The sequence below is a fragment of the Serratia sp. P2ACOL2 genome (assembly GCF_003691565.1).
In the GTDB taxonomy this organism is placed as follows: Bacteria; Pseudomonadota; Gammaproteobacteria; order Enterobacterales; family Enterobacteriaceae; genus Serratia; species Serratia liquefaciens.
Map to the genome: position 1 here is coordinate 2,969,037 of NZ_CP033162.1, position 22,947 is coordinate 2,991,983.

At 53.7% G+C, this 22,947-nt stretch carries 23 protein-coding genes; 9 read left to right on the forward strand and 14 right to left on the reverse strand.

What is annotated here, in order from left to right; genetic code table 11:
• Positions 1-3: 3 nt before the first annotated feature.
• The 5 genes from EBA31_RS14370 to EBA31_RS14390 all read right to left on the reverse strand — a co-directional run bounded on the left by EBA31_RS14370 (position 4) and on the right by EBA31_RS14390 (position 5,092).
• A complete protein-coding gene (locus tag EBA31_RS14370) occupies positions 4-297 on the reverse strand; it encodes a DUF1496 domain-containing protein (protein ID WP_020827201.1) in 294 nt (97 codons plus the stop codon).
• Positions 294-2,219 (reverse strand): DNA topoisomerase III, encoded by a 1,926-nt coding sequence (locus EBA31_RS14375; RefSeq protein WP_162302892.1) that lies wholly within the window; start codon positions 2,217-2,219, stop codon positions 294-296. The genes EBA31_RS14370 and EBA31_RS14375 overlap by 4 nt, the downstream gene beginning before the upstream one ends.
• On the reverse strand, positions 2,219-3,337 hold the full coding sequence (gene mnmH / locus EBA31_RS14380; RefSeq protein WP_122079524.1) for a tRNA 2-selenouridine(34) synthase MnmH: 1,119 nt from the start codon (positions 3,335-3,337) through the stop codon (positions 2,219-2,221). The genes EBA31_RS14375 and mnmH overlap by 1 nt, the downstream gene beginning before the upstream one ends.
• Complete coding sequence (gene selD / locus EBA31_RS14385) at positions 3,337-4,380, reverse strand: selenide, water dikinase SelD (RefSeq protein ID WP_122079525.1); 1,044 nt, start codon at positions 4,378-4,380, stop codon at positions 3,337-3,339. The genes mnmH and selD overlap by 1 nt, the downstream gene beginning before the upstream one ends.
• A 160-nt stretch (positions 4,381-4,540) precedes the next feature.
• Positions 4,541-5,092, reverse strand: coding sequence for an NAD(P)H nitroreductase (locus tag EBA31_RS14390; protein ID WP_122079526.1), 552 nt, complete (start codon positions 5,090-5,092; stop codon positions 4,541-4,543).
• A gap of 160 nt (positions 5,093-5,252) precedes the next feature.
• Here EBA31_RS14390 and sppA point away from each other — a divergent pair, with 160 nt between their 5' ends.
• The 4 genes from sppA to EBA31_RS14410 all read left to right on the forward strand — a co-directional run bounded on the left by sppA (position 5,253) and on the right by EBA31_RS14410 (position 10,388).
• A complete protein-coding gene (sppA, locus tag EBA31_RS14395; protein WP_020827206.1) occupies positions 5,253-7,109 on the forward strand; it encodes a signal peptide peptidase SppA in 1,857 nt (618 codons plus the stop codon).
• Positions 7,110-7,202: 93 nt separating this feature from the next.
• Positions 7,203-8,219 carry an asparaginase gene (gene ansA, locus EBA31_RS14400; protein WP_041415430.1) on the forward strand — a complete coding sequence of 339 codons (1,017 nt, stop codon included), beginning with the start codon at positions 7,203-7,205 and terminating at the stop codon, positions 8,217-8,219.
• Positions 8,220-8,243: 24 nt separating this feature from the next.
• On the forward strand, positions 8,244-8,876 hold the full coding sequence (gene pncA / locus EBA31_RS14405) for a bifunctional nicotinamidase/pyrazinamidase (protein ID WP_122079527.1): 633 nt from the start codon (positions 8,244-8,246) through the stop codon (positions 8,874-8,876).
• A gap of 231 nt (positions 8,877-9,107) precedes the next feature.
• Entirely contained in the window at positions 9,108-10,388 is a 1,281-nt protein-coding gene (locus tag EBA31_RS14410) for a glycoside hydrolase family 18 protein (RefSeq protein WP_122079528.1), read from the forward strand.
• Between the two features lie 38 nt (positions 10,389-10,426).
• On the opposite strand, the gene EBA31_RS14415 is transcribed toward EBA31_RS14410, so the two are convergent.
• Together EBA31_RS14415 and msrB are read right to left on the reverse strand one after the other, a co-directional pair.
• Positions 10,427-10,699: a YeaC family protein gene (locus tag EBA31_RS14415; protein ID WP_020827210.1), complete on the reverse strand. Its 273-nt coding sequence runs from the start codon at positions 10,697-10,699 to the stop codon at positions 10,427-10,429.
• A 65-nt stretch (positions 10,700-10,764) separates the two neighbouring features.
• Positions 10,765-11,178, reverse strand: a complete 414-nt coding sequence (msrB, locus tag EBA31_RS14420) for a peptide-methionine (R)-S-oxide reductase MsrB (RefSeq protein ID WP_020827211.1) — start codon at positions 11,176-11,178, stop codon at positions 10,765-10,767.
• A gap of 348 nt (positions 11,179-11,526) precedes the next feature.
• Between msrB and gapA the strand changes: the two genes are divergently transcribed.
• Together gapA and EBA31_RS14430 are read left to right on the forward strand one after the other, a co-directional pair.
• Positions 11,527-12,522: a glyceraldehyde-3-phosphate dehydrogenase gene (gene gapA, locus EBA31_RS14425; RefSeq protein WP_012145453.1), complete on the forward strand. Its 996-nt coding sequence runs from the start codon at positions 11,527-11,529 to the stop codon at positions 12,520-12,522.
• A gap of 80 nt (positions 12,523-12,602) precedes the next feature.
• On the forward strand, positions 12,603-13,478 hold the full coding sequence (locus tag EBA31_RS14430; protein ID WP_122079529.1) for a D-hexose-6-phosphate mutarotase: 876 nt from the start codon (positions 12,603-12,605) through the stop codon (positions 13,476-13,478).
• Positions 13,479-13,592: 114 nt separating this feature from the next.
• On the opposite strand, the gene EBA31_RS14435 is transcribed toward EBA31_RS14430, so the two are convergent.
• Both EBA31_RS14435 and EBA31_RS27095 read right to left on the reverse strand, forming a co-directional pair.
• On the reverse strand, positions 13,593-14,357 hold the full coding sequence (locus EBA31_RS14435; protein ID WP_020827213.1) for a MipA/OmpV family protein: 765 nt from the start codon (positions 14,355-14,357) through the stop codon (positions 13,593-13,595).
• 108 nt (positions 14,358-14,465) lie between these two features.
• Positions 14,466-14,705, reverse strand: coding sequence for a hypothetical protein (locus tag EBA31_RS27095; protein ID WP_128864695.1), 240 nt, complete (start codon positions 14,703-14,705; stop codon positions 14,466-14,468).
• 82 nt (positions 14,706-14,787) lie between these two features.
• Between EBA31_RS27095 and yeaG the strand changes: the two genes are divergently transcribed.
• Complete coding sequence (gene yeaG / locus EBA31_RS14440; protein ID WP_020827214.1) at positions 14,788-16,722, forward strand: protein kinase YeaG; 1,935 nt, start codon at positions 14,788-14,790, stop codon at positions 16,720-16,722.
• A gap of 189 nt (positions 16,723-16,911) precedes the next feature.
• Positions 16,912-18,180 carry a YeaH/YhbH family protein gene (locus EBA31_RS14445; RefSeq protein ID WP_020827215.1) on the forward strand — a complete coding sequence of 423 codons (1,269 nt, stop codon included), beginning with the start codon at positions 16,912-16,914 and terminating at the stop codon, positions 18,178-18,180.
• 30 nt (positions 18,181-18,210) lie between these two features.
• Here the strand turns inward: EBA31_RS14445 and EBA31_RS14450 are convergent, their stop codons facing one another.
• Complete coding sequence (locus EBA31_RS14450; RefSeq protein ID WP_238387465.1) at positions 18,211-18,690, reverse strand: GNAT family N-acetyltransferase; 480 nt, start codon at positions 18,688-18,690, stop codon at positions 18,211-18,213.
• Positions 18,691-19,307: 617 nt separating this feature from the next.
• Between EBA31_RS14450 and EBA31_RS14460 the strand changes: the two genes are divergently transcribed.
• Positions 19,308-19,901 (forward strand): type 1 glutamine amidotransferase family protein, encoded by a 594-nt coding sequence (locus EBA31_RS14460; protein ID WP_122079530.1) that lies wholly within the window; start codon positions 19,308-19,310, stop codon positions 19,899-19,901.
• Here EBA31_RS14460 and EBA31_RS14465 read toward each other — a convergent pair.
• The 4 genes from EBA31_RS14465 to EBA31_RS14480 form a co-directional block, all read right to left on the reverse strand.
• A complete protein-coding gene (locus EBA31_RS14465) occupies positions 19,898-20,560 on the reverse strand; it encodes an anti-sigma factor domain-containing protein (RefSeq protein ID WP_122079531.1) in 663 nt (220 codons plus the stop codon). The genes EBA31_RS14460 and EBA31_RS14465 overlap by 4 nt on opposite strands.
• On the reverse strand, positions 20,557-21,117 hold the full coding sequence (locus EBA31_RS14470; RefSeq protein WP_044551782.1) for an RNA polymerase sigma factor: 561 nt from the start codon (positions 21,115-21,117) through the stop codon (positions 20,557-20,559). Before EBA31_RS14470 ends, EBA31_RS14465 begins: the two co-directional genes overlap by 4 nt.
• A 58-nt stretch (positions 21,118-21,175) precedes the next feature.
• On the reverse strand, positions 21,176-21,736 hold the full coding sequence (locus tag EBA31_RS14475; RefSeq protein WP_044551784.1) for a fasciclin domain-containing protein: 561 nt from the start codon (positions 21,734-21,736) through the stop codon (positions 21,176-21,178).
• A 163-nt stretch (positions 21,737-21,899) separates the two neighbouring features.
• Positions 21,900-22,589, reverse strand: coding sequence for an alpha/beta hydrolase (locus tag EBA31_RS14480; RefSeq protein WP_122079532.1), 690 nt, complete (start codon positions 22,587-22,589; stop codon positions 21,900-21,902).
• Positions 22,590-22,947 lie beyond the last annotated feature (358 nt).

Below are 22,947 nucleotides of genomic sequence, written 5' to 3' on the forward strand. Positions count from 1 at the left end.
GCGTCACTTCTTCAGACGGATCCAGATCAGCGGATTGGTTCCCACCACGTTGGGATCGCGCACGCACTGCAGCACTTCCCCTTCCACCTTCAGTACCGCCCCTTCAGAATAGTTTTGGTCCTGATAAATACAGCAGCGGCTGCAAGGTTGCACGACAGGTTGAGCCGCCGCGCTTTTCGCCGCACCCCAAATTTCCGGTGACACCGGCACCACCACGTCCACATCGCCACGGTTGGCCATGACTGCCGACGAAAATAGCAGTGCGCCAGTGGTCAGCATCAGTAAGGCGTAATTCATTCGCTCTTCTCCCGCGCCTTGCCGGCGCTTTTCTTGCGTTTTTTTGCCCCGGAGGAAGGTGGCGGCGGCAACCCGCGAAACGCCATACTCGCCCGGCTCTGCTTGGCCTGATAAATCAGCTCCTGCAAAGTCCCCACCAGAGGTTGCATAAAGTCCTGATAGCGACAGGATTTCTCACTGATTTGCGTCAGCGTAGCCTCCCAGTTCGCCGTCATATCCGGACGGGCTGCAATATCCGGCAGCGAATGGATCAACGCCCGACCGGTTTCGCTGGAATGAATATAACGCCCTTTCTTATACAAAAACGCCCGCTTGAACAGCAACTCAATAATGCCTGCGCGCGTGGCCTCGGTCCCTAAACCATCGGTCGCTCGCAGGATTTTCTTTAGCGCTTTATCCTGAACAAAACGTGCAATACCGGTCATGGCGGAAAGCAGACTGGCATCGGTGAACGGACGCGGCGGCTGCGTCTGACGCTCAACCACTTCACCGCGTTCGCACAGCAGTTCGTCATCCTTCGCCACAACCGGTAATGGTGCGCCTTCGTTTTCTTCATCGCGCTCTTTGCTGCCCAATAGCGTGCGCCACCCTGCTTCAGCCAGAAAGCGTGCCTTGGCGATAAACTTGCCTCCGGCGATATCCAGCTCAATGACGCATTTGCGGAACATCGCATCCGGGCAAAACTGCATCAGGTACTGTCGGGCAACCAGCCCATAAACGTTCAGTTCGTCCTGACTCAGGCTGACCTTGCTGGCACGGGCTGTCGGAATAATAGCGTGGTGGGCATCCACCTTATTGTCATCCCAGCAACGGTTACGACGATCGCTGTCGATCACCGGCTGCGGATAAAGATCCGGTTGATGAACACTGATGGCGTTCAACACCGAATGACGCCCGGCGAAATGCTCTTCCGGAAGGTAGCGGCAATCAGAACGCGGGTAAGTGATTAACTTATGGGTTTCGTACAGGCGCTGACAGACATCCAGCACCTGCTGGGCACTCAGGTTAAAACGTTTGGAAGCTTCGATTTGCAAGGTCGACAATGAAAACGGCAGCGGAGCGGTATCTGATTCCCGTTTATCATTATAGGAGGTGACTAGCGCCGGTTGGCCCTCGATGCGCTTAAGCACGTGCTCCGCCAAAGGTCGATGCAGCAGACGCCCTTCCTCATCCTGATAGGGTTCGCAGGAGTCGCTGGGTTGCCACAGGGCGACGAATCGCTCCTCTTTCGGCGTCACGATGTGCGCTTTCACTTCGAAAAAGTCTTTCGACACGAAGTTTTCGATATCTTCGTCCCGCCGTACCACCAGCCCCAATACTGGCGTTTGCACCCGTCCAACGGACAACACGCCGTCATAACCGGCATTGCGCCCCAAAATGGTGTAGGCACGGGTCATGTTGATGCCATACAACCAATCAGCGCGGGAACGCGCCAGGGCAGATACGCACAAAGGGATAAAATCGCGGTTATCACGCAGCCGCTCTATGGCACGTTCCACCGCCTGCGGGTTGAGATCGTTGATCAGGCAACGGCGTACGCTGTGCCGTTTTTCCGGCGTCAGCGCCAGATAGTCGAGCACTTCGTCCACCAGCAGTTGGCCTTCGCGATCCGGGTCACCTGCGTGCACCACCTCATCGGCTTCATGCAGCAGTTTTTTGATTGCATTAAGCTGCTTGCTCACCGACGGGCGCGGCTGCAACTGCCACTTCTCTGGGATGATTGGCAAGTCCGCCAGCGACCAGCGCGCATAGCGGCTGTCGTAGGCATCAGGCTGCGCCTGCTCTAATAAGTGGCCCACACACCAGGTCACCACATCATTGTTACCGCAGGCGATAAATCCGTCGCCGCGGCGATGCGGTTTGGGAAGTACGTCGGCAATGGCGCGCGCCAAACTCGGTTTCTCGGCAATAAACAGTCGCATTATTCACCGTTATTCTGGCTGTACGTCATCAGGAATTCTCTTACTTCAGCATAATTCCCGCGGAATACGATCCGCTGGGATTTCTTTTCCAATTGATAGTGATACATCGGATCATAGTAGTGCTGCAACAACGGCACCAGCCACTCCTGATGCGCGTCACTATTACCGCTGGCATATTGGCGCTGTAACGCCGATTCCAGGCTCTTCGTCAGCTGCTGAAAACGCTCCAGACCCAAACGACGGCGAATGGCGAACAGCCCATGGTGCAGATACTCATCGTATTTTTGCCAACCCGGCTCTGCCCCCAGAACCTGTTCAAACTCCAGGCGCATGCGATCGATATATTCATGCTGCAGCCGTGCCAGACGCACCTCGAACGGATCGTCGATAACGGCCACCGGCGCTTGCTGCATGCGATTGAAGATGGGTAACGGCAGATTGTTGCTGCCGATAATGCGCCCTTCATCCTCCAACACCCAGCGGCGGCAGCCACCATGCTGTTTTTTCAGCAATAACACAGCCAGACGATTCTCAAAATCAATCTGGCCGCTTTGTGCCACCAGCGTTCGGCCAAAAGATGAACCGCGATGCCGGGCCGCGCCCTCCAGATCGATACCTTCGGCCAGCTCATTGACCAACACCGTTTTGCCGCTGCCGGTATTGCCGCCGATCAGCACCATCGGCAGTTCGGCACTTTGTTCCAACGTGGTCAGCAAGAACTGACGCAGCGCCTTGTAGCCGCCAATAATGCGCGGATAGGTCACTCCAGCCTCACGTAGCCATTGCTGTACCAGTTGCGAACGCAAACCGCCGCGAAAACAGTATAGGTAACCTTCTGGCCATTGCGCGCATTGCGCCAGCCACGCCGCCGTGCGCTGCTCGCGCAATCGGCCGTTAACCAGGCTGTGGCCCAGGGCAATCGCCGCCTGCTGCCCCTGCTGTTTGTAACAGGTGCCAACAGCCTGCCGTTCATCGTCGTTCATCAACGGCAGGTTTACCGCATTGGCAAAAGCGCCCTGCTGAAACTCAACCGGCGCGCGCACGTCAATCAGCGGGATGTCCTGCAAAAAAATACGTCGATAATCCTGGGTATCTACCCGCTCCAGCGTAGTAGACACTACACAACCTCGATCAGCGGCTTGCCCGCAACGGCCGTATGCAGTTCACCGATGGCCTGTAGCTGAATGCCGTGACGTTCGGCAATCGCCTGAACCTGCTGTTCCGCTTCCGGCAACACAGCCAGCAGCAAGCCACCGGAGGTTTGCGGATCGCATAACAATTGCCGCTGCAGACTGGTCATTTCACCCACCAGATGGCCATAACTTTCAAAGTTGCGCCCGGTGCCGCCCGGCACGCAGCCTTCGGCAATATAGCGCTCGATGTCCGGCAGTTTTGGCACTTGCTCAAACCAGACCGTCGCCTGTAATCCTGACCCCTGGCAAACCTCACTCAGGTGGCCCAGCAGACCGAAACCGGTCACGTCAGTCATCGCCGTTACGCCTTCGACATCGGCAAAATCCGCGCCCGGTTTGTTCAGTTGGCACATGACCTCGGTCGCCAGACCTTCATGTTCAGGCCGCAGCTTACTTTTCTTCTCGGCGGTGGTCAGCACGCCAATGCCCAGAGGTTTGGTCAGGAATAACCGCGCTCCGGCCTGGGCCGCGCTGTTTTTCTTCACCCGCTCGGTGCTGACGATGCCGGTAACCGCCAGGCCAAAAATCGGCTCAGGCGCATCGATAGAATGGCCGCCGGCCAACGCGATCCCCGCCTGTTGGCAGGCATAGCGCCCGCCGTCGATCACCTGTTGCGCGACTTCCGGCGGCAGCTTGGCTATCGGCCAACCCAGAATGGCAATCGCCATGATCGGTTTACCGCCCATGGCATAAACGTCGCTGATGGCATTGGTTGCCGCGATGCGGCCGAAGTCGAACGGGTTATCAACGATAGGCATAAAGAAATCGGTAGTGCTGATAATGCCAACGCCGTTGCCGATGTCATACACCGCAGCATCGTCACGGGTTTCATTGCCCACCAGCAAACGCGGATCGACAAACTTCTCCCGCTCGCTGTGCAGAATAGTTTCGAGAACTTTCGGTGAGATTTTACAACCGCAGCCTGCGCCATGGCTGTACTGGGTTAAACGGATCGCTGGCGATGTCATATACCACTCCCTTCGGTTAACGGCATTCAAGATATCATAGGGTAGCGCTTGCCGAGGGGAATGGTAAGAGCGGGCTGTCGATAACCGAACAGCCTGCTCAGAAACAACACAGAATGGCGGGATTTAACGCATTTTTGCGGCAACACTGCGCCGGAATTTATTAGAAGTAGCTGACGAACGGCGTGCTGTCCGGTGCGACAACTTTGGTTGCGGCTTTCAACTGTGGAGTCCCCAAATACAGGAAGCCAACAATTTCGTCCTGCTCACGGCAGCCAAAGGCTTCGCGAACCAGAGGATGTTCGGTCCAGGCCCCGGTACGCCAGATGCCGTTGAAGCCTTGCGCCAGCGCGGCCATCTGCATCGCCTGCACCGCACAACCGGCAGAAACTACCTGCTCCCAGCGCGGCACCTTGGTTTCTTCGGTGCAATGCGCCACTACGGTGATGATCAGCGGTGCACGGAACGGCGCTTTTGTCGCCTTCTCAATAGCCGCTTCGTCCATTTCGTCCTGCTTTGCAGCAGCTTGTAACAATTGGCTGAAGCGCTCCAGGCCCTGGTTTTCAATCATCACGAAACGCCATGGCTGCAATGCGCCGTGGTCAGGCGCCCGCAGGCCCGCGTTGATGATATTTTGACGAGCCTCATTAGTGGGCGCAGGCTCGGTGAGGCGTGAGGCCGAACGGCGGTTCAGTAAAAGATCCAGTGCATCCATCGTAAACTCCTGATAACAATTTTCATTACGATCACGTTAACATAGCTAAACGGCGAGTGACAGCGTCGGTAATACCCTCTGTGACACACGATTTAAAGCTGACATTTCCTCGGCCGCTCATTAGGATAGCGGAACATTCTCGACTCTTGCTGGAGAGCACATGCGCACATTGTGGCAAATCATTGCCGGCGTTTTCAGGTGGACATGGCGTCTGCTGAACTTTATCAGGGAACTTATCCTTAATCTGTTCCTGGTGTTGCTGATCCTGGTTGGGGTTGGCATCTATCTTTCATTCCAGAGCGCAACCACCCCTGCCGTGCCTACTCGCGGTGCGTTACTGGTGGACTTGAGCGGCGTGGTCGTTGACCAACCCTCGATGAACAACAAAGTGCGCCAATGGGGCCGTGAACTGCTGGGTGCGTCCAGTAACCGTCTGCAGGAAAACTCCCTGTTTGACGTGGTTGACAGCATCCGCAAAGCCAAGGACGACAAAAACATTACCGGTATGGTATTGCAGTTAAATGATTTTGCCGGCGCCGATCAACCTTCGCTGCAATACATCGGCAAGGCGCTGCGGGAATTCCGCGACAGCGGGAAACCGATTTTCGCCATTGGCGACAGCTATAACCAGACGCAATACTATCTGGCCAGCTACGCCAACAAGGTTTATCTGTCGCCACAGGGCGCCGTCGATCTGCACGGTTTCGCCACCAACAATCTTTACTACAAATCCCTGTTGGAGAAACTCAAGGTCACCACCAATATCTTCCGCGTGGGCACCTATAAATCTGCGGTAGAACCGCTGATCCGTGACGATATGTCACCGGCCGCCCGTGAGGCCGATAGCCGCTGGATTGGCGGGCTGTGGCAGAACTACCTGGATACGGTAGCCGCCAACCGTCAGATCACCGCGCAGCAACTGTTCCCCGGTGCGGCGGGCGTGTTGACCGGCTTGCAGGCCGCCGGTGGCGATACCGCCAAGTACGCGCTGGACAATAAACTGGTGGATGAGCTGGCTTCCCGCACCGTCATTGAGAACCAACTGATCAAGACTTTCGGTTGGGACAAGCAGGCGAACGATTTCAACGCCACCAGCATCTATGACTATCAGCCAAAAGCGGCGCCAGATCAGGGAGGCAAAATTGCCGTGATCTTCGCCAACGGCGCGATCATGGACGGCCCACAGACGCCAGGCACCGTTGGGGGTGACACCACCGCCGCGGAACTGCGTCAGGCACGACTGGATCCGGCGATCAAAGCGGTTATCTTCCGGGTTAACAGCCCAGGGGGCAGCGTCAGCGCTTCTGAAGTGATCCGCTCCGAACTGGCCGCAGTACGCGCCGCCGGAAAACCAGTGGTGGTTTCCATGGGCGGTATGGCGGCATCGGGCGGTTATTGGGTCTCTACGCCGGCGGACTACATCATCGCCAGCCCGAGCACCCTCACCGGCTCTATCGGCATCTTCGGGGTGATCAACACCTATGAGCAGACGCTGGACAGCATTGGCGTGCATACCGACGGTGTGGCCACCTCGCCGCTGGCGGATCTGGCGGTGACCAAGGCGCTGCCACCAGAGTTCTCGCAGATGATGCAGTTGAACATCGAGAAAGGTTATCAAAACTTTATCGATCTGGTCGCCAAGGCCCGCAAAATGACGCCGCAGCAGGTTGACCAAATTGCTCAGGGGCACGTGTGGTTGGGCAGCGATGCCAAAACCAACGGTCTGGTCGATCAGTTGGGCGATTTTGACGACGCGGTGAAAAAAGCGGCCGAACTGGCGCAGTTGAAACAATGGCAGCTTAACTGGTTTGTCGATACGCCAAGCCTGACCGACATGGTACTCAGCCAGTTTGGCGTGTCTATTCACGCCATGCTGCCGGCAGCCATTCAGTCAATGCTGCCTGCGCCGCTGGCGTCGGTAGCCATGGCGGTGAAAGAACAGCCGGGTTTGTTCAACAACCTGAACGATCCGCAAAACCGCTATGCCATCTGTTTGACCTGCGGAGAAGTCCGCTAACAAATTAATCCTCAGCCCGGCAGCCGCCGGGCTTTTTTTCTGCGCTTATCCCCCTATAATTCAGCCCATCATATTTCTGTTAAAACAATGACCATGCAAAAGAAATCGATTTACGTCGCTTATACCGGCGGTACCATCGGCATGCAACGCTCCGATCACGGCTACATCCCGGTGTCCGGTCACCTGCAGCGCCAACTGGCCTTGATGCCTGAGTTTCACCGGCCGGAGATGCCGGACTTCACCATTCATGAATATGCGCCGCTGATCGATTCCTCCGATATGACGCCGGAAGACTGGCAGCATATCGCCGACGACATCAAAAAGAATTACCACCTCTATGATGGCTTCGTGATCCTGCACGGTACCGACACCATGGCCTTCACCGCTTCGGCGCTGTCGTTCATGCTGGAAAACCTGGCCAAGCCAGTGATCGTCACCGGTTCGCAAATCCCTCTGGCTGAACTGCGTTCCGACGGTCAAACCAACCTGCTGAACGCGCTGTACCTGGCCGCCAACCATCCGGTGAATGAAGTCAGTCTGTTCTTCAACAACAAACTGTTCCGCGGCAACCGTACCACCAAGGCGCACGCTGACGGTTTCGACGCCTTTGCCTCGCCTAACCTGCCGCCGCTGCTGGAAGCAGGGATCCATATCCGTCGCCAGAACGGTATCGACAGCCCGGTCTGCAACGGTGAGCTGAAAGTGCATGACATTACCCCGCAGCCGATCGGCGTGGTGACGATTTATCCAGGGATCTCCGGCGCGGTAGTACGCAACTTTTTGCTGCAACCGGTGAAAGCATTGATCCTGCGCTCTTACGGCGTGGGCAACGCACCGCAAAAAGCGGAGCTGGTTGATGAATTGCGCGACGCTTCCGAACGCGGCATTGTGGTCGTGAACCTGACCCAGTGCATATCCGGTCGGGTGAATATGGAAGGCTACGCCACCGGTAACGCGCTGGCCCATGCCGGGGTCATCAGCGGTTTCGACATGACGGTGGAAGCCGCCTTGACCAAGCTGCATTATTTGCTGAGCCAACCGCTGACGCCGGAGCAAATCCGCAGCCAGATGCAGCAAGACTTGCGCGGTGAACTAAGCATCAGTGGTTAACCCTAACCCCAAGACGGAGTCGCGATGAAAACAGCCCTGCTGCTAATCGATTTGCAAAACGATTTTTGCCCCGGCGGCGCACTGGCGGTGACAGACGGCGATGCTGTGATCGCCGTAGCCAATCGGGCAATAGAGGCCTGCAACGCGCGGGGCGAACCTGTGGTCGCCAGCCAGGACTGGCATCCTGCCAATCACCGTAGCTTTGCGGTAAACGCCAACGCACAGGTGGGTACGCTGGGTGAACTGGAGGGGTTGCCGCAGGTGTGGTGGCCGGTGCACTGCGTACAGGAAAGCCCAGGTGCCGAGCTTCATCCGCAATTAAACCAACGGGATATCGTCGCCGTATTCCGTAAAGGTCAAAATACGGATATCGACAGCTACAGCGCCTTCTTCGACAACGGGCATCGCTCACGCACCGAGTTGGACCGCTGGTTGAAAGCTCATGACGTGAGTCATTTGGCCGTGATGGGGCTGGCAACCGACTACTGCGTCAAATTCAGCGTCCTGGATGCTCTCGCGCTGGGGTACCAGACCTCGGTAATTACCGACGGCTGTCGCGGCGTTAATTTGCAAGCTGGTGACAGTCAGGAAGCCCTTCAGGCCATGCAGCAGGCTGGTGCAAAACTCGTTACCCTGTCACAATTCATCGAACGATAATGCGTCGGGTGCTGATGGCACCCGCCCATTCCCCCACCGACAAATCTCGACATCGCTCACATTCCGACCATTCTCCTGTGATGACATCTTGTTCGCGTGCAGCACATTTGCTGTTATGACCGCTGATGCCTTGGCATCAATCAGTTATACGCATCCGGGGCCCATTGAGCCCGGCTTTATGTTACCGCCTGAGGCGGTTTCGGGTCGGCCTTGCCGACCAAAGGAGATAACATGGTTTTCATCCGTAAACTGCTGCCTTTGCTGGTGGCGGTGCAGTTTGGTATGGCTGGTGCCGGCATGGCGCATGCCGCCTCTTACCTTTCCGTCGGTTATTTCAACGGCGGGGGTGACGTTACCGCCGGTCCAGGCGGTGACATCAACAAGCTGGACGTCACGCAAATTACCCACCTCAATTACTCCTTCGGCCTGATCTACAACGATGAGAAAGACGAATCCAATCCGGCGCTAAAAGACCCGGCTCGCCTGCACCAGATTTATCTGTCACCTAAAGTGATGGCCGATCTGAAGCTGCTGCCGGTATTGCGTAAACAGAATCCGGAGTTGAAAGTGCTGCTGTCCGTCGGCGGTTGGGGTGCTCGCGGTTTTTCTGGTGCGGCGGCAACGCCAGAGAGCCGGACCGTATTTATCCGTTCGGTGCTGGACGTCATCAAGCAGTACCAACTGGACGGCATCGATCTCGACTGGGAGTACCCGGTTAACGGCGCCTGGGGGCTGGTCGAAAGCCAACCGGCGGACCGGGCCAACTTCACAGTGCTGCTGAAAGAACTGCATAGCGCCCTGAATAAAAATAAATTGCTGACCATCGCCGTGGGTGCCAACGTCAAAAGTCCGCAGGAATGGGTGGACGTCAAAGGTATTGCGCCCTACCTCGATTACATCAACCTGATGACCTACGACATGGCGTACGGCACTCAGTATTTCAACTCCAATCTGTATGATTCCAAACAGTGGCCGACCGTCGCGGCGGCCGATCGCTACAGCGCCAATTTTGTCGTGGATAACTATTTGGCCGCTGGACTTAAACCGGCGCAGTTAAATCTGGGCATTGGTTTTTATGGTCGGGTACCCAAACGCGCCACTGAGCCCGGCATCGACTGGGACAAAGCCGACGCAGAGAAAAACCCTGCCACCCAACCCTATTTCACCGCGCGTGAAACCGCCGTCTTCAAATCACTGGGGTTGGACCTGACCAAAGACAGCTACTTCAAATATAACGATATCGTCAGCAAGCTGTTAAACGATCCACAGCGGCGCTTCAGCGCCCATTGGGACAGCGATGCCCAGGTTCCCTATCTGACGATGAAATCCGCAGAGGGCAAACCTTTATTCGCCATTTCGTACGAGAACCCACGCTCGGTTGAGCTGAAGGCTGATTACATCAAAAGCAAGGGATTAGGGGGCGCGATGTTCTGGGAATATGGCGCAGACGACAATAACCGGCTCGCGCATCAACTGGCGGAATCGCTGGGGATCAACGGCGGGAAAGGCTAAACCCACGGGGCGATGTCACTATCGCCCCGTTATTCGATTTACTGCGGTTTCAGCTTAGCCAAGGGTTCAGCGATAAACTGCTGTTTCAGCTCTTGCTTGCTCTTCATCACAATCTGACCGTCGGTGCCGATACTCATGTGTTGCGGATCGGCATTGTGCAACGACTGCCACAGCATGACCGCCTGCAGGCTGTTTTCTTTCTGTTCCGGAGTCAGGGCTACGCCATCCGGCCACTTGCCCAGCTCAACGGCTAATACCAGCCGTTGATAGATTTCCGGCGTCATGGCGGCAATCAGGTCTTTCACATCCATCAGGGCCTTTCCTTACTCATGCAAGAATAATTAGCTGAATCGATTTTTCTAACAACGCACTAGCTCTAGCCAGCCGTTTTCTCACCGTTCTCACCGTCGGTAAAACTGAGCGACGCCGAGTTAACGCAAAAACGCTCGCCGGTCGGCTGCGGGCCGTCGGGGAATACGTGGCCCAAATGCGCGTCACAGTGACCACAGCGGATCTCAACGCGATGCATATTATGTGAATTATCATCAAGATAACGAATAGCATCGTCGGATACCGGCTGATAGAAGCTCGGCCAACCGCAGCCGGAGTCGTACTTGCTGTCTGAGTAGAACAGCGGGTGGTTGCAGCACAGGCAATGGTACACGCCCTCGCGTTTGTTGTGCAGCAATTTGCCGGAATACGGCGCCTCGGTACCACGTTCCTGAGTCACATAACGTTGGATTTCATTCAGTTCCGTGGCCGGATGGTCAGGGGTTGTCTCTTTAGCCATTTGTGCGTTTCTCTGAATGTGGATAATGTCAACGAAAACAATGAGTAATAATAACAAAAAATTAACAACACTGCAGCGCTTTTTGGCCTAAACTGTAGCCCATAAAGGTCACGTCGCGGCAATATGTGATACCGATCACATATCTTATATGGACTGACTTTATACTTGGCGGTTTGACCCCATATTACGGATGAGGCCGAACGCAAACGGAACGTGCAATAAGCGCTCAAACCAGGCTGCGAGGTTTGATTTGCAGCAAGTATTGACACGATTCCGCTTGACGCTTGGTAAGGTTTTTGTAATTTTACAGGCAACCTTTTATTCACTAACAAATAGCTGGTGGAATATATGACTATCAAAGTAGGTATCAACGGTTTTGGCCGTATCGGTCGCATTGTTTTTCGTGCTGCTCAAGAACGTTCTGACATCGAAATCGTTGCAATCAACGACCTGTTAGACGCAGAGTACATGGCTTACATGCTGAAATATGACTCTACTCACGGCCGCTTCAACGGCACTGTAGAAGTTAAAGACGGCCACCTGGTTGTTAACGGCAAAACCATCCGTTGTACCTCAGAAAGAGATCCGGCTAACCTGAAGTGGAACGAAGTCAATGTTGACGTCGTTGCAGAAGCAACTGGCCTGTTCCTGACTGACGAAACTGCACGTAAACACATCGCTGCAGGCGCTAAGAAAGTTGTTCTGACTGGCCCATCCAAAGACGACACCCCAATGTTCGTTATGGGTGTGAACCACAAATCTTACGCTGGTCAGGAAATCGTTTCTAACGCTTCTTGTACCACCAACTGCCTGGCACCACTGGCTAAAGTTATCAACGACAAGTTCGGCATCGTTGAAGCGCTGATGACCACCGTGCATGCAACTACCGCAACTCAGAAAACCGTTGATGGCCCGTCTCACAAAGACTGGCGCGGCGGCCGCGGCGCATCTCAAAACATCATCCCTTCTTCTACCGGTGCTGCTAAAGCAGTAGGTAAAGTTATCCCAGAACTGAACGGCAAACTGACCGGTATGGCGTTCCGCGTTCCTACCCCGAACGTTTCTGTGGTTGACCTGACTGCTCGTCTGGCAAAACCAGCTTCTTACAAAGAAATCTGTGCTGCTATCAAAGCTGCATCTGAAGGCGAGCTGAAAGGCGTGCTGGGCTACACCGAAGACGAAGTGGTTTCTACCGATTTCAACGGCGAAACTCTGACTTCCGTATTCGATGCCAAAGCCGGTATCGCTCTGAGCGACACCTTCGTGAAACTGGTTTCTTGGTACGATAACGAAACTGGTTACTCCAACAAAGTTCTGGATCTGATTGCTCACATCTCCAAATAATGGATTGATGCAAAGCTGATGATGAGGGCGACATTTTTGTCGCCCTTTTTTTGTTTCTACGGCGAACAAAAGGCCAACCGATGAACGAAAAAATTTTCACCCTACCCGTTACTCAGCAAATTTCTCCTTATATCAGCCAACGGCAACTCGACGAACTGCCTGTGGTGGTGGTTTCCCACCCGAAAGTGCGTGCGGCTATCACGCTGCAAGGCGCGCATCTGTTGGCCTGGCAACCCAGCGGTGAAAAGCCGGTCATTTGGCTGAGTAACAACACGCCATTTAAAAAAGGCAATGCTATCCGCGGCGGCGTCCCCATTTGCTGGCCCTGGTTTGGTCCGGTGGCAAAACCTTCGCACGGTTTCGCCCGCAATCAGCCCTGGAGTCTGACGGCGCATGATGAAGATGATAACGGCGTCATTCTGACCTTCACGCTGAAAGACAATGAGCAAACCCGTAGCCTGTGGCCACACGCCTTTACGCTGATTGCCCGCTTCAAGCTAGGCGAAGAGTGTGAGATAGAGCTGGAGTCCCACGGTGATTATCAGGCCACTGCGGCGCTGCATAGCTACTTCCAGATCGGGGACATTGAACAGGTTAAGGTAGCCGGGCTCGGCGTGCCCTATATCGATAAAGTCGCTGGGGGCGCCGAAGCCAAACAGACCGGTGACGTGACCTTCGTTGGCCAGACCGATCGGGTTTATACCCAGCCGGAGGCCTTTAGCCTGATCAAAGATGCGGCGCTCCAACGCACCATTGAGGTTCATCACCATCACATGAGCGATGTGATTGCCTGGAACCCTGGCGTAGAGCTTGCTTGCAGCATGGCGGACATGCCTAACGACGGGTATAAAACCATGGTTTGCGTGGAAACCGGCCGCGTCAGCAAACCGCTGATCGCAGCAGGGGAACAACCGGCACGGCTGGCAGTGACCTTCCGCACCCGCAAGAACGCGTGATCGCAGCGGGGCGGTGAAAACGCCTGCCCTGCATCATTGCACTACAGATGTGCAAAAGGGGCGCCAGCGCCCCTTTATGATGCCTACATTGCACTTTTTTTGTGCATTCGCTTTTTAGAAGCTGTAGCTCACACCCGTCATTAACACCCCGGTGTAAGATTTATCCACCATCGGGCTGTCTTTCACTTCATCAGACAGTTTGATGTAACGCCCCATAAAGAAGGCATTCCAGTCTTTGTTGATCTTGTAGTTGGCGCTCAGCTCAACGTAAGGTGCCCAGCTGTCGCTTGGCGTGTAGCTGTCCAGACCGCTGCGGCGAGATTCGTTATCGCTAACGCCGTAGTAGTATTTGTTCTGGTTTTTGCTGCTCCACGTCACACCCACACCCGGCACCAAGGTGAAGGCGTCCAGCTCAAACTTGTACAGATAGGCGAAGTCACCAATCATGCCATTGCTGTAATCCAGGGTATCACCGGTAAAGGTGGTACGCAGGATGCCCCAATCAGCATTATGCGTATAAGCCAGACCGGCCATCAACGTGCCGCGACGCTTGTCCAACTTCTTCATGCGATCGTCGTCACTGTCACCCGGACGGTAGCCCAACGGTGAGTAGTAACCCATCAGACTCAGTTGGTTTTCCTGATCTTTCCACAGGTAATAACCGGCGGTCAGGGTACGGAAGTAGAAGTCATCCCCTTCATAGTTGATGACGGGTACCGGATACACGCGGTCCTGATAGCCACGATACGGATCCGGGCTAACCAGCGCGGAAGCACCGAGTGACCAGGTCCCAGCCTGAGCACTTTGCGCACAAACCATTGCGGAAGCGATAATTGCTAGCGTTTTGAGTTGAAAAATCTTCACTGGTTCTTTTTCCATAAATAACAGAGTTAATAGCTGGCTTAGTTTATGTGAAATTGTCGTTACGCGCCTAATCTTTACAATAGAAAACAACCAAGATCGAATAACTTAGAATAGAAATATGAATTAATCATGGCGGAACAGTGACGTTTTTTGCCGCAGGCCGCGCCAGACAAGGCATTTGGCTATCCCTGTCATAACTGAGTCATTGATATGACTTAAAAAAAGCTTTTTACCACGCAGGAAATTTTCTGGTATGCAAACTAAGCTTAAATCAGAAGGTGAATGAATCCTGAGCCCAGTGGCAATACAGCGCAACTCGCGATAATAAGCGCACCAAGTTGGCATACGGGTTGCTGTACTCAAGGATAACTTCTTCTTTCGGGGGCCAAAACACAATCATCAGCTCCCTTTAACCTGTGCTAATAACGAAAGGACGGGCATCGCCATGAACATATTTGACCACTATCGCCAGCGCTACGAAGCTGCCAAGGACGAAGAGTTCACACTGCAGGAATTTCTTACCATCTGCCGGCAAGATCGCAGTGCATATGCCAATGCGGCAGAACGTCTACTCATGGCTATCGGTGAACCAGTTATGGTGGATACCGCGCTTGAGTCGCGTATGTCTCGCCTGTTCTCCAACCGCGTGATCGCACGCTATCCTGCATTCGAAGAGTTCTACGGTATGGAAGAAGCTATCGAACAGATAGTCTCTTACCTGAAACATGCCGCTCAGGGCCTCGAAGAGAAGAAACAAATTCTTTATCTGTTGGGCCCCGTCGGCGGCGGTAAATCATCGCTGGCAGAACGCCTGAAAGCGCTGATGCAACGCGTGCCCATTTATACCCTGAGCGCCAACGGCGAACGCAGCCCGGTAAACGACCACCCGCTGTGCCTGTTTAATCCGCAGGAAGATGCCACTATTCTGGAAAAAGAATATAACATCCCGAATCGTTACCTCGGCACCATCATGTCCCCTTGGGCGGCAAAACGCCTGCATGAATTTGGCGGCGACATCACCAAATTCAAAGTGGTCAAGGTGCGTCCGTCCATCCTGGAACAGATCGCCATCGCCAAAACGGAACCGGGTGACGAGAACAACCAGGATATCTCCGCGCTGGTCGGCAAGGTCGATATTCGCAAACTGGAAAACCACGCGCAAAACGATCCGGATGCCTATGGTTATTCCGGCGCCCTGTGCCGTGCCAACCAGGGGATTATGGAGTTCGTGGAGATGTTCAAAGCGCCGATCAAGGTGCTGCATCCTCTGCTGACCGCCACCCAGGAAGGTAACTACAACGGTACCGAAGGGATCTCTGCCCTGCCGTTCAGCGGCATTATTCTGGCGCACTCCAACGAATCCGAATGGGTGACCTTCCGTAACAACAAAAACAACGAGGCCTTCCTCGACCGCGTTTACATCGTCAAGGTGCCTTACTGCCTGCGAGTCTCGGAAGAGATCAAAATCTACGACAAACTCCTGGATCACAGCGAACTGACCCATGCGCCCTGCGCCCCTGGCACGCTGGAAACCTTGGCGCGCTTTACCGTGCTCTCACGCATGAAAGAACCGGAAAACTCCAGCATCTACTCGAAGATGCGCGTCTATGACGGCGAAAGCCTGAAGGATACCGATCCGAAAGCCAAGTCGTACCAGGAATACCGCGACTACGCCGGGGTCGATGAAGGCATGAACGGCCTGTCCACCCGCTTCGCATTTAAAATTCTGTCGCGGGTGTTCAACTTTGATCACGCAGAGGTCGCCGCTAACCCGGTTCACCTGTTCTATGTGTTGGAGCAACAGATCGAACGTGAGCAATTCCCGCAAGATCTGGCAGAGAAATACCTGGAGCACCTGAAAGGCTATCTGATCCCGAAATACGCCGAATTTATCGGCAAAGAGATCCAGACGGCTTATCTGGAATCTTACTCGGAATACGGTCAGAACATTTTTGACCGCTACGTGACCTATGCAGACTTCTGGATCCAGGATCAAGAGTACCGTGATCCGGACACCGGCCAGCTGTTCGATCGCGAGTCCCTGAACGCTGAACTGGAGAAAATCGAGAAACCGGCCGGCATCAGCAACCCGAAAGATTTCCGCAACGAAATAGTCAACTTCGTACTGCGCGCCCGTGCTAACAATAGTGGCCGTAACCCTAACTGGACCAGTTATGAGAAGCTGCGTACCGTGATCGAGAAGAAAATGTTCTCGAACACCGAAGAGTTACTGCCGGTGATTTCCTTTAACGCAAAAACCTCAACGGATGAGCAGAAAAAACACGACGACTTCGTCGACCGTATGATGGAGAAAGGCTACACCCGCAAACAGGTTCGTCTGCTGTGTGAATGGTATCTGCGGGTCAGAAAGTCTTCGTAACGTCTAATGAGAATTAGCGTCATGGAGATGGCGTATACCCAAAATAATTGGCGTTGCATCAAGGCGGCAAGAGCGCTTATCCCGATGAGCTTACTCTGGTAAGTGATTCGGGTAAGTGAACGCAACCAACACAGAGGCAACGGCAAGTATAACGAGTATAGAAAGTTGGCAACGTCGTTTGGGGGAAGTATGGCCTATTTCATTGACCGACGGCTTAACGGCAAAAACAAGAGCATGGTTAACCGCCAACGCTTCTTGCGCCGCTACAAGTCGCAAATCAAACAGTCGATTGCCGAAGCCATCAACAAGCGTTCGGTCACCGACGTAGACAGTGGGGAGTCCGTCTCGATCCCCGCTGGCGATATCAACGAACCTATGTTTCATCAGGGTCGCGGTGGCACACGCCACCGCGTTCATCCGGGCAATGACCACTTTGTGCAAAATGACCGCGTCGAACGCCCTCAGGGTGGCGGCGGCGGTGGCGGCGGTCAGGGCAATGCCAGCCAGGATGGTGAAGGCGAAGACGAGTTTGTTTTCCAGATATCCAAGGACGAATATCTCGACCTGCTGTTTGAAGATCTGGCGCTGCCGAACCTGAAAAAGAATCAGTATAAGCAGCTCACCGAGTACAAAACCCATCGGGCCGGTTACACCGCCAACGGCGTACCGGCCAATATCAGCGTGGTGCGTTCGTTGCAAAACTCGCTGGCGCGCCGTACTGCCATGACCGCAGGAAAACGTCGCGCTTTGCATGAGCTGGAAGACGAACTCACCCAGATGGAAAACACCGAGCCGGTGCAACTGCTGGAAGAGGAACGACTGCGCAAGGAAATTGCCGAACTGAGAAAGAAAATCGAAAGCGTGCCATTTATCGACACCTTTGATTTACGCTATAAGAACTATGAGCGCCGACCGGAGCCTTCCAGCCAGGCGGTGATGTTCTGCCTGATGGACGTTTCCGGCTCCATGGACCAGGCCACCAAGGACATGGCCAAGCGTTTCTATATTCTGCTCTATCTGTTCCTGAGCCGAACCTATAAAAACGTCGAGGTGGTGTATATACGCCACCATACCCAAGCGAAGGAAGTGGATGAGCAGGAGTTCTTCTACTCGCAGGAGACTGGCGGCACCATTGTGTCCAGCGCGCTAAAACTGATGAATGAAGTGGTTGAGGAACGTTACGATCCGGCGCAATGGAACATCTACGCCGCGCAGGCGTCGGATGGCGACAACTGGGCCGATGACTCGCCGCTGTGCCACGAACTGCTGGCGAAAAAGCTGCTGCCGATGGTTCGCTACTACAGCTACATTGAAATCACCCGCCGCGCCCACCAGACGCTGTGGCGCGAATACGAGGACCTGCAGGCAAAATTCGAAAACTTTGCCATGCAGCATATCCGCGAACCGGACGATATTTACCCGGTATTCCGCGAACTTTTCCACAAACAGACCGTATAATTACACATAAATTCATTTTAAATCAGCCGGTTAACTCTGTTTTCCGGCTGATTTTTTAACCGGTAAAAAGAAAACCACTTCAGGATCCTGCTCATCAAGATTATCAACACGGCCACTCTCAATAAATCCGGCCTTCGACAGTAGCTTTATCATCGGTAAATTCGAGCTATTGGTTGAGGTAAAAAGTTTTGGACGCATGCAGATCGATTTAAAATATTCGATAAATTTTAACCCCACCTTTTTACGCCTCATCAGGTTACCAACCATAAGAATTTCTATAAATCCACTGTCGTAAAAGTGATAGTGCAATACGCCGTAAGCCACGACCATGCCCTCAATTTCGGCTACGTGGCAGACACCAGCCTCGCACCACTCGCCGATCTGAGCATAGCGACGTGAGTCCTGTGATGCCAAGGTATCAATGTCAATCAATAGGTTAGCATCCGTTACTGTTGCCAGGCGAAAAATCAATTTCGGCTCCCCGTTATTTTTGTGGTTAGTGAGCATCATCCGCTGAGGTAATTCCTAATTACGTTTTTACCCATTGCGCGAATTAGGAATATTCCTATTTAATGAATAGCCAAATTGCCATCTCAGGTGAATGCTATGGAATTACTTCCCTTCGCAATCATCGTCGTTTTGATCGCAGTTGTCGTATTTTCCTTTGTCATGTATTTGCGACAAAGACGAATAAGTACTTTCAACGCCAAGCGGAAACGACGTTAGGACGCCCTCACACAAGGAAGTGGTTCAACAATCGCCTATTAGCCACAGCCTCACCCTATCCCCTCCGGCTGGCTTTATCATCGAACCGATACCCAGCGTTTTTTCTGAGGATATTCTGATACCTGCATCATTACAGATTTTCTGCTTGTCGCTGAAATTCAGGTGCGCTACTGTCGCCATCTGGAGACACACACCATCACATAACCAGAACAACATCCAGTTTGTCGCTATCATCCCTTAATCCCGCCGCTGCGCGGGATTTTTTTATGCGTCCGAAAAGCCAAAAGTATCAAGCCCTGCGTCCTGCTGCCAGAAACTGACAGTGGCTGCCATTACACTCGCCATGCCTGCAGGACGAAACCTTCCTGCCCTTTATCAGCCACACAAGGAAATCGCCGCCAATGACGCGCATTGTGACCATTCTTACCGATAATTTCTCTGATTGGGAAACTGCCCTGATCAACTCTACTTGCCGCGGCTATTACGGTTTCGATACTCTCTTTGCCTCCCCCAATGGCACCCCTGTCATTTCCTCCGGCGGCATGCACGTGACCCCCAATATGGCGCTCGAGGCTATCCAACTGAGCGAGACAGATCTGTTGATCCTATGCGGAGGCACGGTATGGCGAACCGATCAGGCCCCAGATATCGCTGGGATGGTAGCGGAGGCCCACAGCAAAAACATCGTCGTCGCCGGCATTTGCGATGGAACCCGCGTTTTGGCGCAGGCGGGCATACTTGATCATCTTCGCCACACCTCCAATTCGGCTGAGAATTTATCGCAGCTTAACTACGGTGGAGCTGAATATTATCAGGATGTGCCCTACGCCGTAGCCGACCAGCGCGTGGTAACCGCCCCCGGTAGCGCACCGGTCAGTTTTATGGCGGAGATCCTGGATATGTTAGGGGTTAGCGATAACAACCTTAAAACCTACCTGGCCATGCACGCCGCTGAACACAGCAAACCGTTAGATAGCGCAGTTATTGGCTTTTAACGCGATGCCAATTGGCCACTGTAGAGGACGGGCCCCGTAGGCTGTCCGGTTGGTGAGCCGCCTGCAGGTTCCAGACTGATAGCGATAGTCATATCCGCTGCCCATTTTAGGTTCCCCAACGAGACTCTGGTGAGGTGTTGTGCTGTAACCAGCCCCAGCGATAGCGGTTTTTCTCCGCTGGGGATAGCCCATAACTGCAGGCTGTTTACCGCCGCCACAGGTTTGAGGTTAACCGGCGTCAGTTGCAGATTCCGCGCCTCCCTATCCAGGCTCACTATCCATTGTCCACTGCTGTTTGGGCTACCGTTAAGCACCGCCGTAGGGGTGAACCCCTGAGGCTGCTCAATAATACGAGGGATCAGTACCACTGCGAATAAGCAGGCCGCCAATGCCCAGACCAAAGAGTCCCAACGCCAGCGAGGCTGACGCGCCCTTGGCGGCAGGTTAAGCTGTATTTTTTTCCACACCCTGCCAGGAGGAGCTACCGGTGCCAGAGCATCATCCAAAGGGGCCAATAATCTCTGCCAATGGGCAACTTGTTCCGCCAACGCAGGCTCTCGGCGGATCCGCTGTTCCAGCCTGAATCTCGCCGGTCCCCGCAGGGTTCCCAGCGCATATTCCGCGGCCAAAGCTGAGTCGTACTCCCCCCTGTCTTTCATAATCCCACGCACTCTTTCAAATGTTCGAGCGCTCGGCGAATCCAACTTTTGATGGTGCCAAGCGGTTGCTGGAGATAATCAGACACCTCGCCGTGCGACATCCCCTGATAATAGGCCAGTACAATGCTTTGCCGTTGATCGGCAGGCAAGTGATCTAAACACCTGGCCAGCTTTTTTCCTTCCTGGGTACGTTGCAGCGCTTCACCAGGTTCAGCAAAACTTGTGCTGTCCGTTTCAACAAACTCGTCCTCTTGCGCTGCGAGCTTGCCACCCGTGCTGCGCAACCAGTCAATGGCGCGGTTACGCACAATATGGGTGAGCCAGGTTAAAGGAGAACTGAGTGAGGGATCGTAACTGGCGGCCTTACTCCAGGCACTGATAAAGCTCTCATGCAGGACTTCTTCCGCCCAGGATTGCCGCCTGAGCATGCACAAGGCTACCGCAAATAAGCGCGGCGACGTCTGACGATAGAGCTGCTCAAAAGCCTGACGATCGCCACGACTTATGGCCTTCATCAACGCCTTATCTCGTTCCTGTTCCGATGCCGATGTCGTCATGTCTTATCCTGATGAAGGTGCGGTTGTTCAGACCAACCGCACCAAGTATAGCCACAATTTATTTAGGCATCAGGACAGTATCAATAACATCAATCACACCATTCTTCTGGTACACATCATAAGTACTGATATTAGCGACGTTGCCCTTTCCATCTTTGAGCTGGATATTATGTGGCCCATTATTCATGATCCACAGAGATTGCCCATTCACCGTTTTCAGTTCCGCCGAACCGTTCCCCTCGTGGATTTTCTTTTCCAGCTGTTTCATGTCGTATCTGCCAGCGACTACGTGGTAAGTCAGTACGCTGGTCAACACGGCCTTATTTTCAGGTTTCAGCAAATTATCGACGGTGCCGGCGGGTAATTTTGCGAAAGCGGCGTTGGTTGGCGCGAACACGGTGAAGGGACCTTTCCCTTGTAGAGTATCCACCAGCCCAGCGGCCTTGACCGCCGCCACCAGCGTTGAATGGTCTTTGGAATTAAGGGCGTTCTCAATGATATTTTTGCTCGGATACATGGCGGCCCCGCCTACCATGACCTGATCGGACATCATGGCGGCCGCGGATGCGCCGCTGAACAGGACTGATGCACATAATGCGGTGTAGATGAGCTTTTTCATGATCATTTCCTCAAAGATAAAAGAAGTGAAGTTTTGCCTCACATTCGGATATACGTAAGAGGAGATACTTTTGGATGCAGCAGATGAAAAATATTTAACGCCGCGCGTAAGTAAACTGAAATAAAAAAGCCCCGTTGTTGCATACGGGGCGCAATCTGCTGGCTTAAGAGGCGTTGGCTGCCTCATCTATCAAAGCGGCTATTTCTTTCGGGTGCGAAGCAAGAGAAGCGTGGCTGGCATCCAGCGTAATCACCTTTTTGGCCTTCAAACGCGCAGACATTCGCTGCTGGTTTTCGGGGGCTATCATCCGGTCATTGCTGGAGATTTGGTACCAGGAAGGTTTGTGTTTCCACGCCGGCTCAGCGATCGTATTGCCGAAGGTGCTGGCCAACGGCGCCTTTTGCGTTACCGCCATCACCAATGCCTCATCAGCAGGCAGATCCTGACAGAAGCTTTCGTGGAACTTGTCTGTCTTAATCCATAAATAGCCGTCGCTGTCCGGCGCCAGGTTCGGCGCCGCAATTGGCGGATGTTGCTGGGTAATGCCTCCGGGGCTTTCGCCGGCGTCCGGTGCGAAGGCGGCGATATACACCAATCCCACCACGTTGGGTTGATTGCCCATTTCACTGAGCACCGCGCCACCATAAGAATGGCCGACCAACAGCACCGGCCCCTGCTGCTGCGCCACCATCTTGCGCGTACGTTCAGCATCGTCTGCCAGCGATGTCAGCGGCATTTCAACCGCGTGAATCGAGTGGTATCCCTTGTGCGATAATTCGGTAATGACTTTACTCCAGTGCGCTGCACCGCCCCAAAATCCGTGGACCAGGACTACGGTAGGTTTTGCCTTCATTACAAGATTCCTTCTTTCGCGTGGAGACGCTACACCAAACTTGAGCGTCCGCACTGTTCACTTCCAGCACCCTCTGGCTCAAGCCCAAACGTCTTTATATACCCCCTTGTATATAGTTCACATCAAGAGTTTCCAGCAATAGCTACGAATAGTTAATCGAGATCGAAGCTCTTCTGATTCACCCACCAGCTCACGCCATTCTCCAAATATCAGTCGCCATAGGAGTAGCGTTCGGCAGTGCAACAAGATTAAAACTAGGATTTATACCTATAACGATCTAAAATCCCATGAAAAAACAAAGAGAAGTATTTTCAACAATATCAATAGGGAATTTTTACGTGAAGGAAATGATCTCCAT

Bases quoted from the DNA above. Each gene is read 5' to 3' on its own strand.
- sppA (WP_020827206.1), top strand. From the start codon at position 5,253: ATGCGCACATTGTGGCAAATCATTGCCGGCGTTTTCAGGTGGACATGG.
- pncA (WP_122079527.1), top strand. From the start codon at position 8,244: ATGAAAACAGCCCTGCTGCTAATCGATTTGCAAAACGATTTTTGCCCC.
- EBA31_RS14475 (WP_044551784.1), bottom strand. From the start codon at position 21,736: ATGAAAAAGCTCATCTACACCGCATTATGTGCATCAGTCCTGTTCAGC.
- EBA31_RS14415 (WP_020827210.1), bottom strand. From the start codon at position 10,699: ATGGATGTGAAAGACCTGATTGCCGCCATGACGCCGGAAATCTATCAA.
- EBA31_RS14445 (WP_020827215.1), top strand. From the start codon at position 16,912: ATGGCCTATTTCATTGACCGACGGCTTAACGGCAAAAACAAGAGCATG.
- msrB (WP_020827211.1), bottom strand. From the start codon at position 11,178: ATGGCTAAAGAGACAACCCCTGACCATCCGGCCACGGAACTGAATGAA.
- EBA31_RS14370 (WP_020827201.1), bottom strand. From the start codon at position 297: ATGAATTACGCCTTACTGATGCTGACCACTGGCGCACTGCTATTTTCG.
- EBA31_RS14375 (WP_162302892.1), bottom strand. From the start codon at position 2,219: ATGCGACTGTTTATTGCCGAGAAACCGAGTTTGGCGCGCGCCATTGCC.
- EBA31_RS14450 (WP_238387465.1), bottom strand. From the start codon at position 18,690: ATGATGCTCACTAACCACAAAAATAACGGGGAGCCGAAATTGATTTTT.
- EBA31_RS14410 (WP_122079528.1), top strand. From the start codon at position 9,108: ATGGTTTTCATCCGTAAACTGCTGCCTTTGCTGGTGGCGGTGCAGTTT.
- EBA31_RS14435 (WP_020827213.1), bottom strand. From the start codon at position 14,357: ATGGAAAAAGAACCAGTGAAGATTTTTCAACTCAAAACGCTAGCAATT.
- ansA (WP_041415430.1), top strand. From the start codon at position 7,203: ATGCAAAAGAAATCGATTTACGTCGCTTATACCGGCGGTACCATCGGC.
- selD (WP_122079525.1), bottom strand. From the start codon at position 4,380: ATGACATCGCCAGCGATCCGTTTAACCCAGTACAGCCATGGCGCAGGC.
- EBA31_RS14460 (WP_122079530.1), top strand. From the start codon at position 19,308: ATGACGCGCATTGTGACCATTCTTACCGATAATTTCTCTGATTGGGAA.
- EBA31_RS14430 (WP_122079529.1), top strand. From the start codon at position 12,603: ATGAACGAAAAAATTTTCACCCTACCCGTTACTCAGCAAATTTCTCCT.
- gapA (WP_012145453.1), top strand. From the start codon at position 11,527: ATGACTATCAAAGTAGGTATCAACGGTTTTGGCCGTATCGGTCGCATT.
- EBA31_RS14465 (WP_122079531.1), bottom strand. From the start codon at position 20,560: ATGAAAGACAGGGGGGAGTACGACTCAGCTTTGGCCGCGGAATATGCG.
- EBA31_RS14390 (WP_122079526.1), bottom strand. From the start codon at position 5,092: ATGGATGCACTGGATCTTTTACTGAACCGCCGTTCGGCCTCACGCCTC.
- EBA31_RS14480 (WP_122079532.1), bottom strand. From the start codon at position 22,589: ATGAAGGCAAAACCTACCGTAGTCCTGGTCCACGGATTTTGGGGCGGT.
- EBA31_RS14470 (WP_044551782.1), bottom strand. From the start codon at position 21,117: ATGACGACATCGGCATCGGAACAGGAACGAGATAAGGCGTTGATGAAG.
- yeaG (WP_020827214.1), top strand. From the start codon at position 14,788: ATGAACATATTTGACCACTATCGCCAGCGCTACGAAGCTGCCAAGGAC.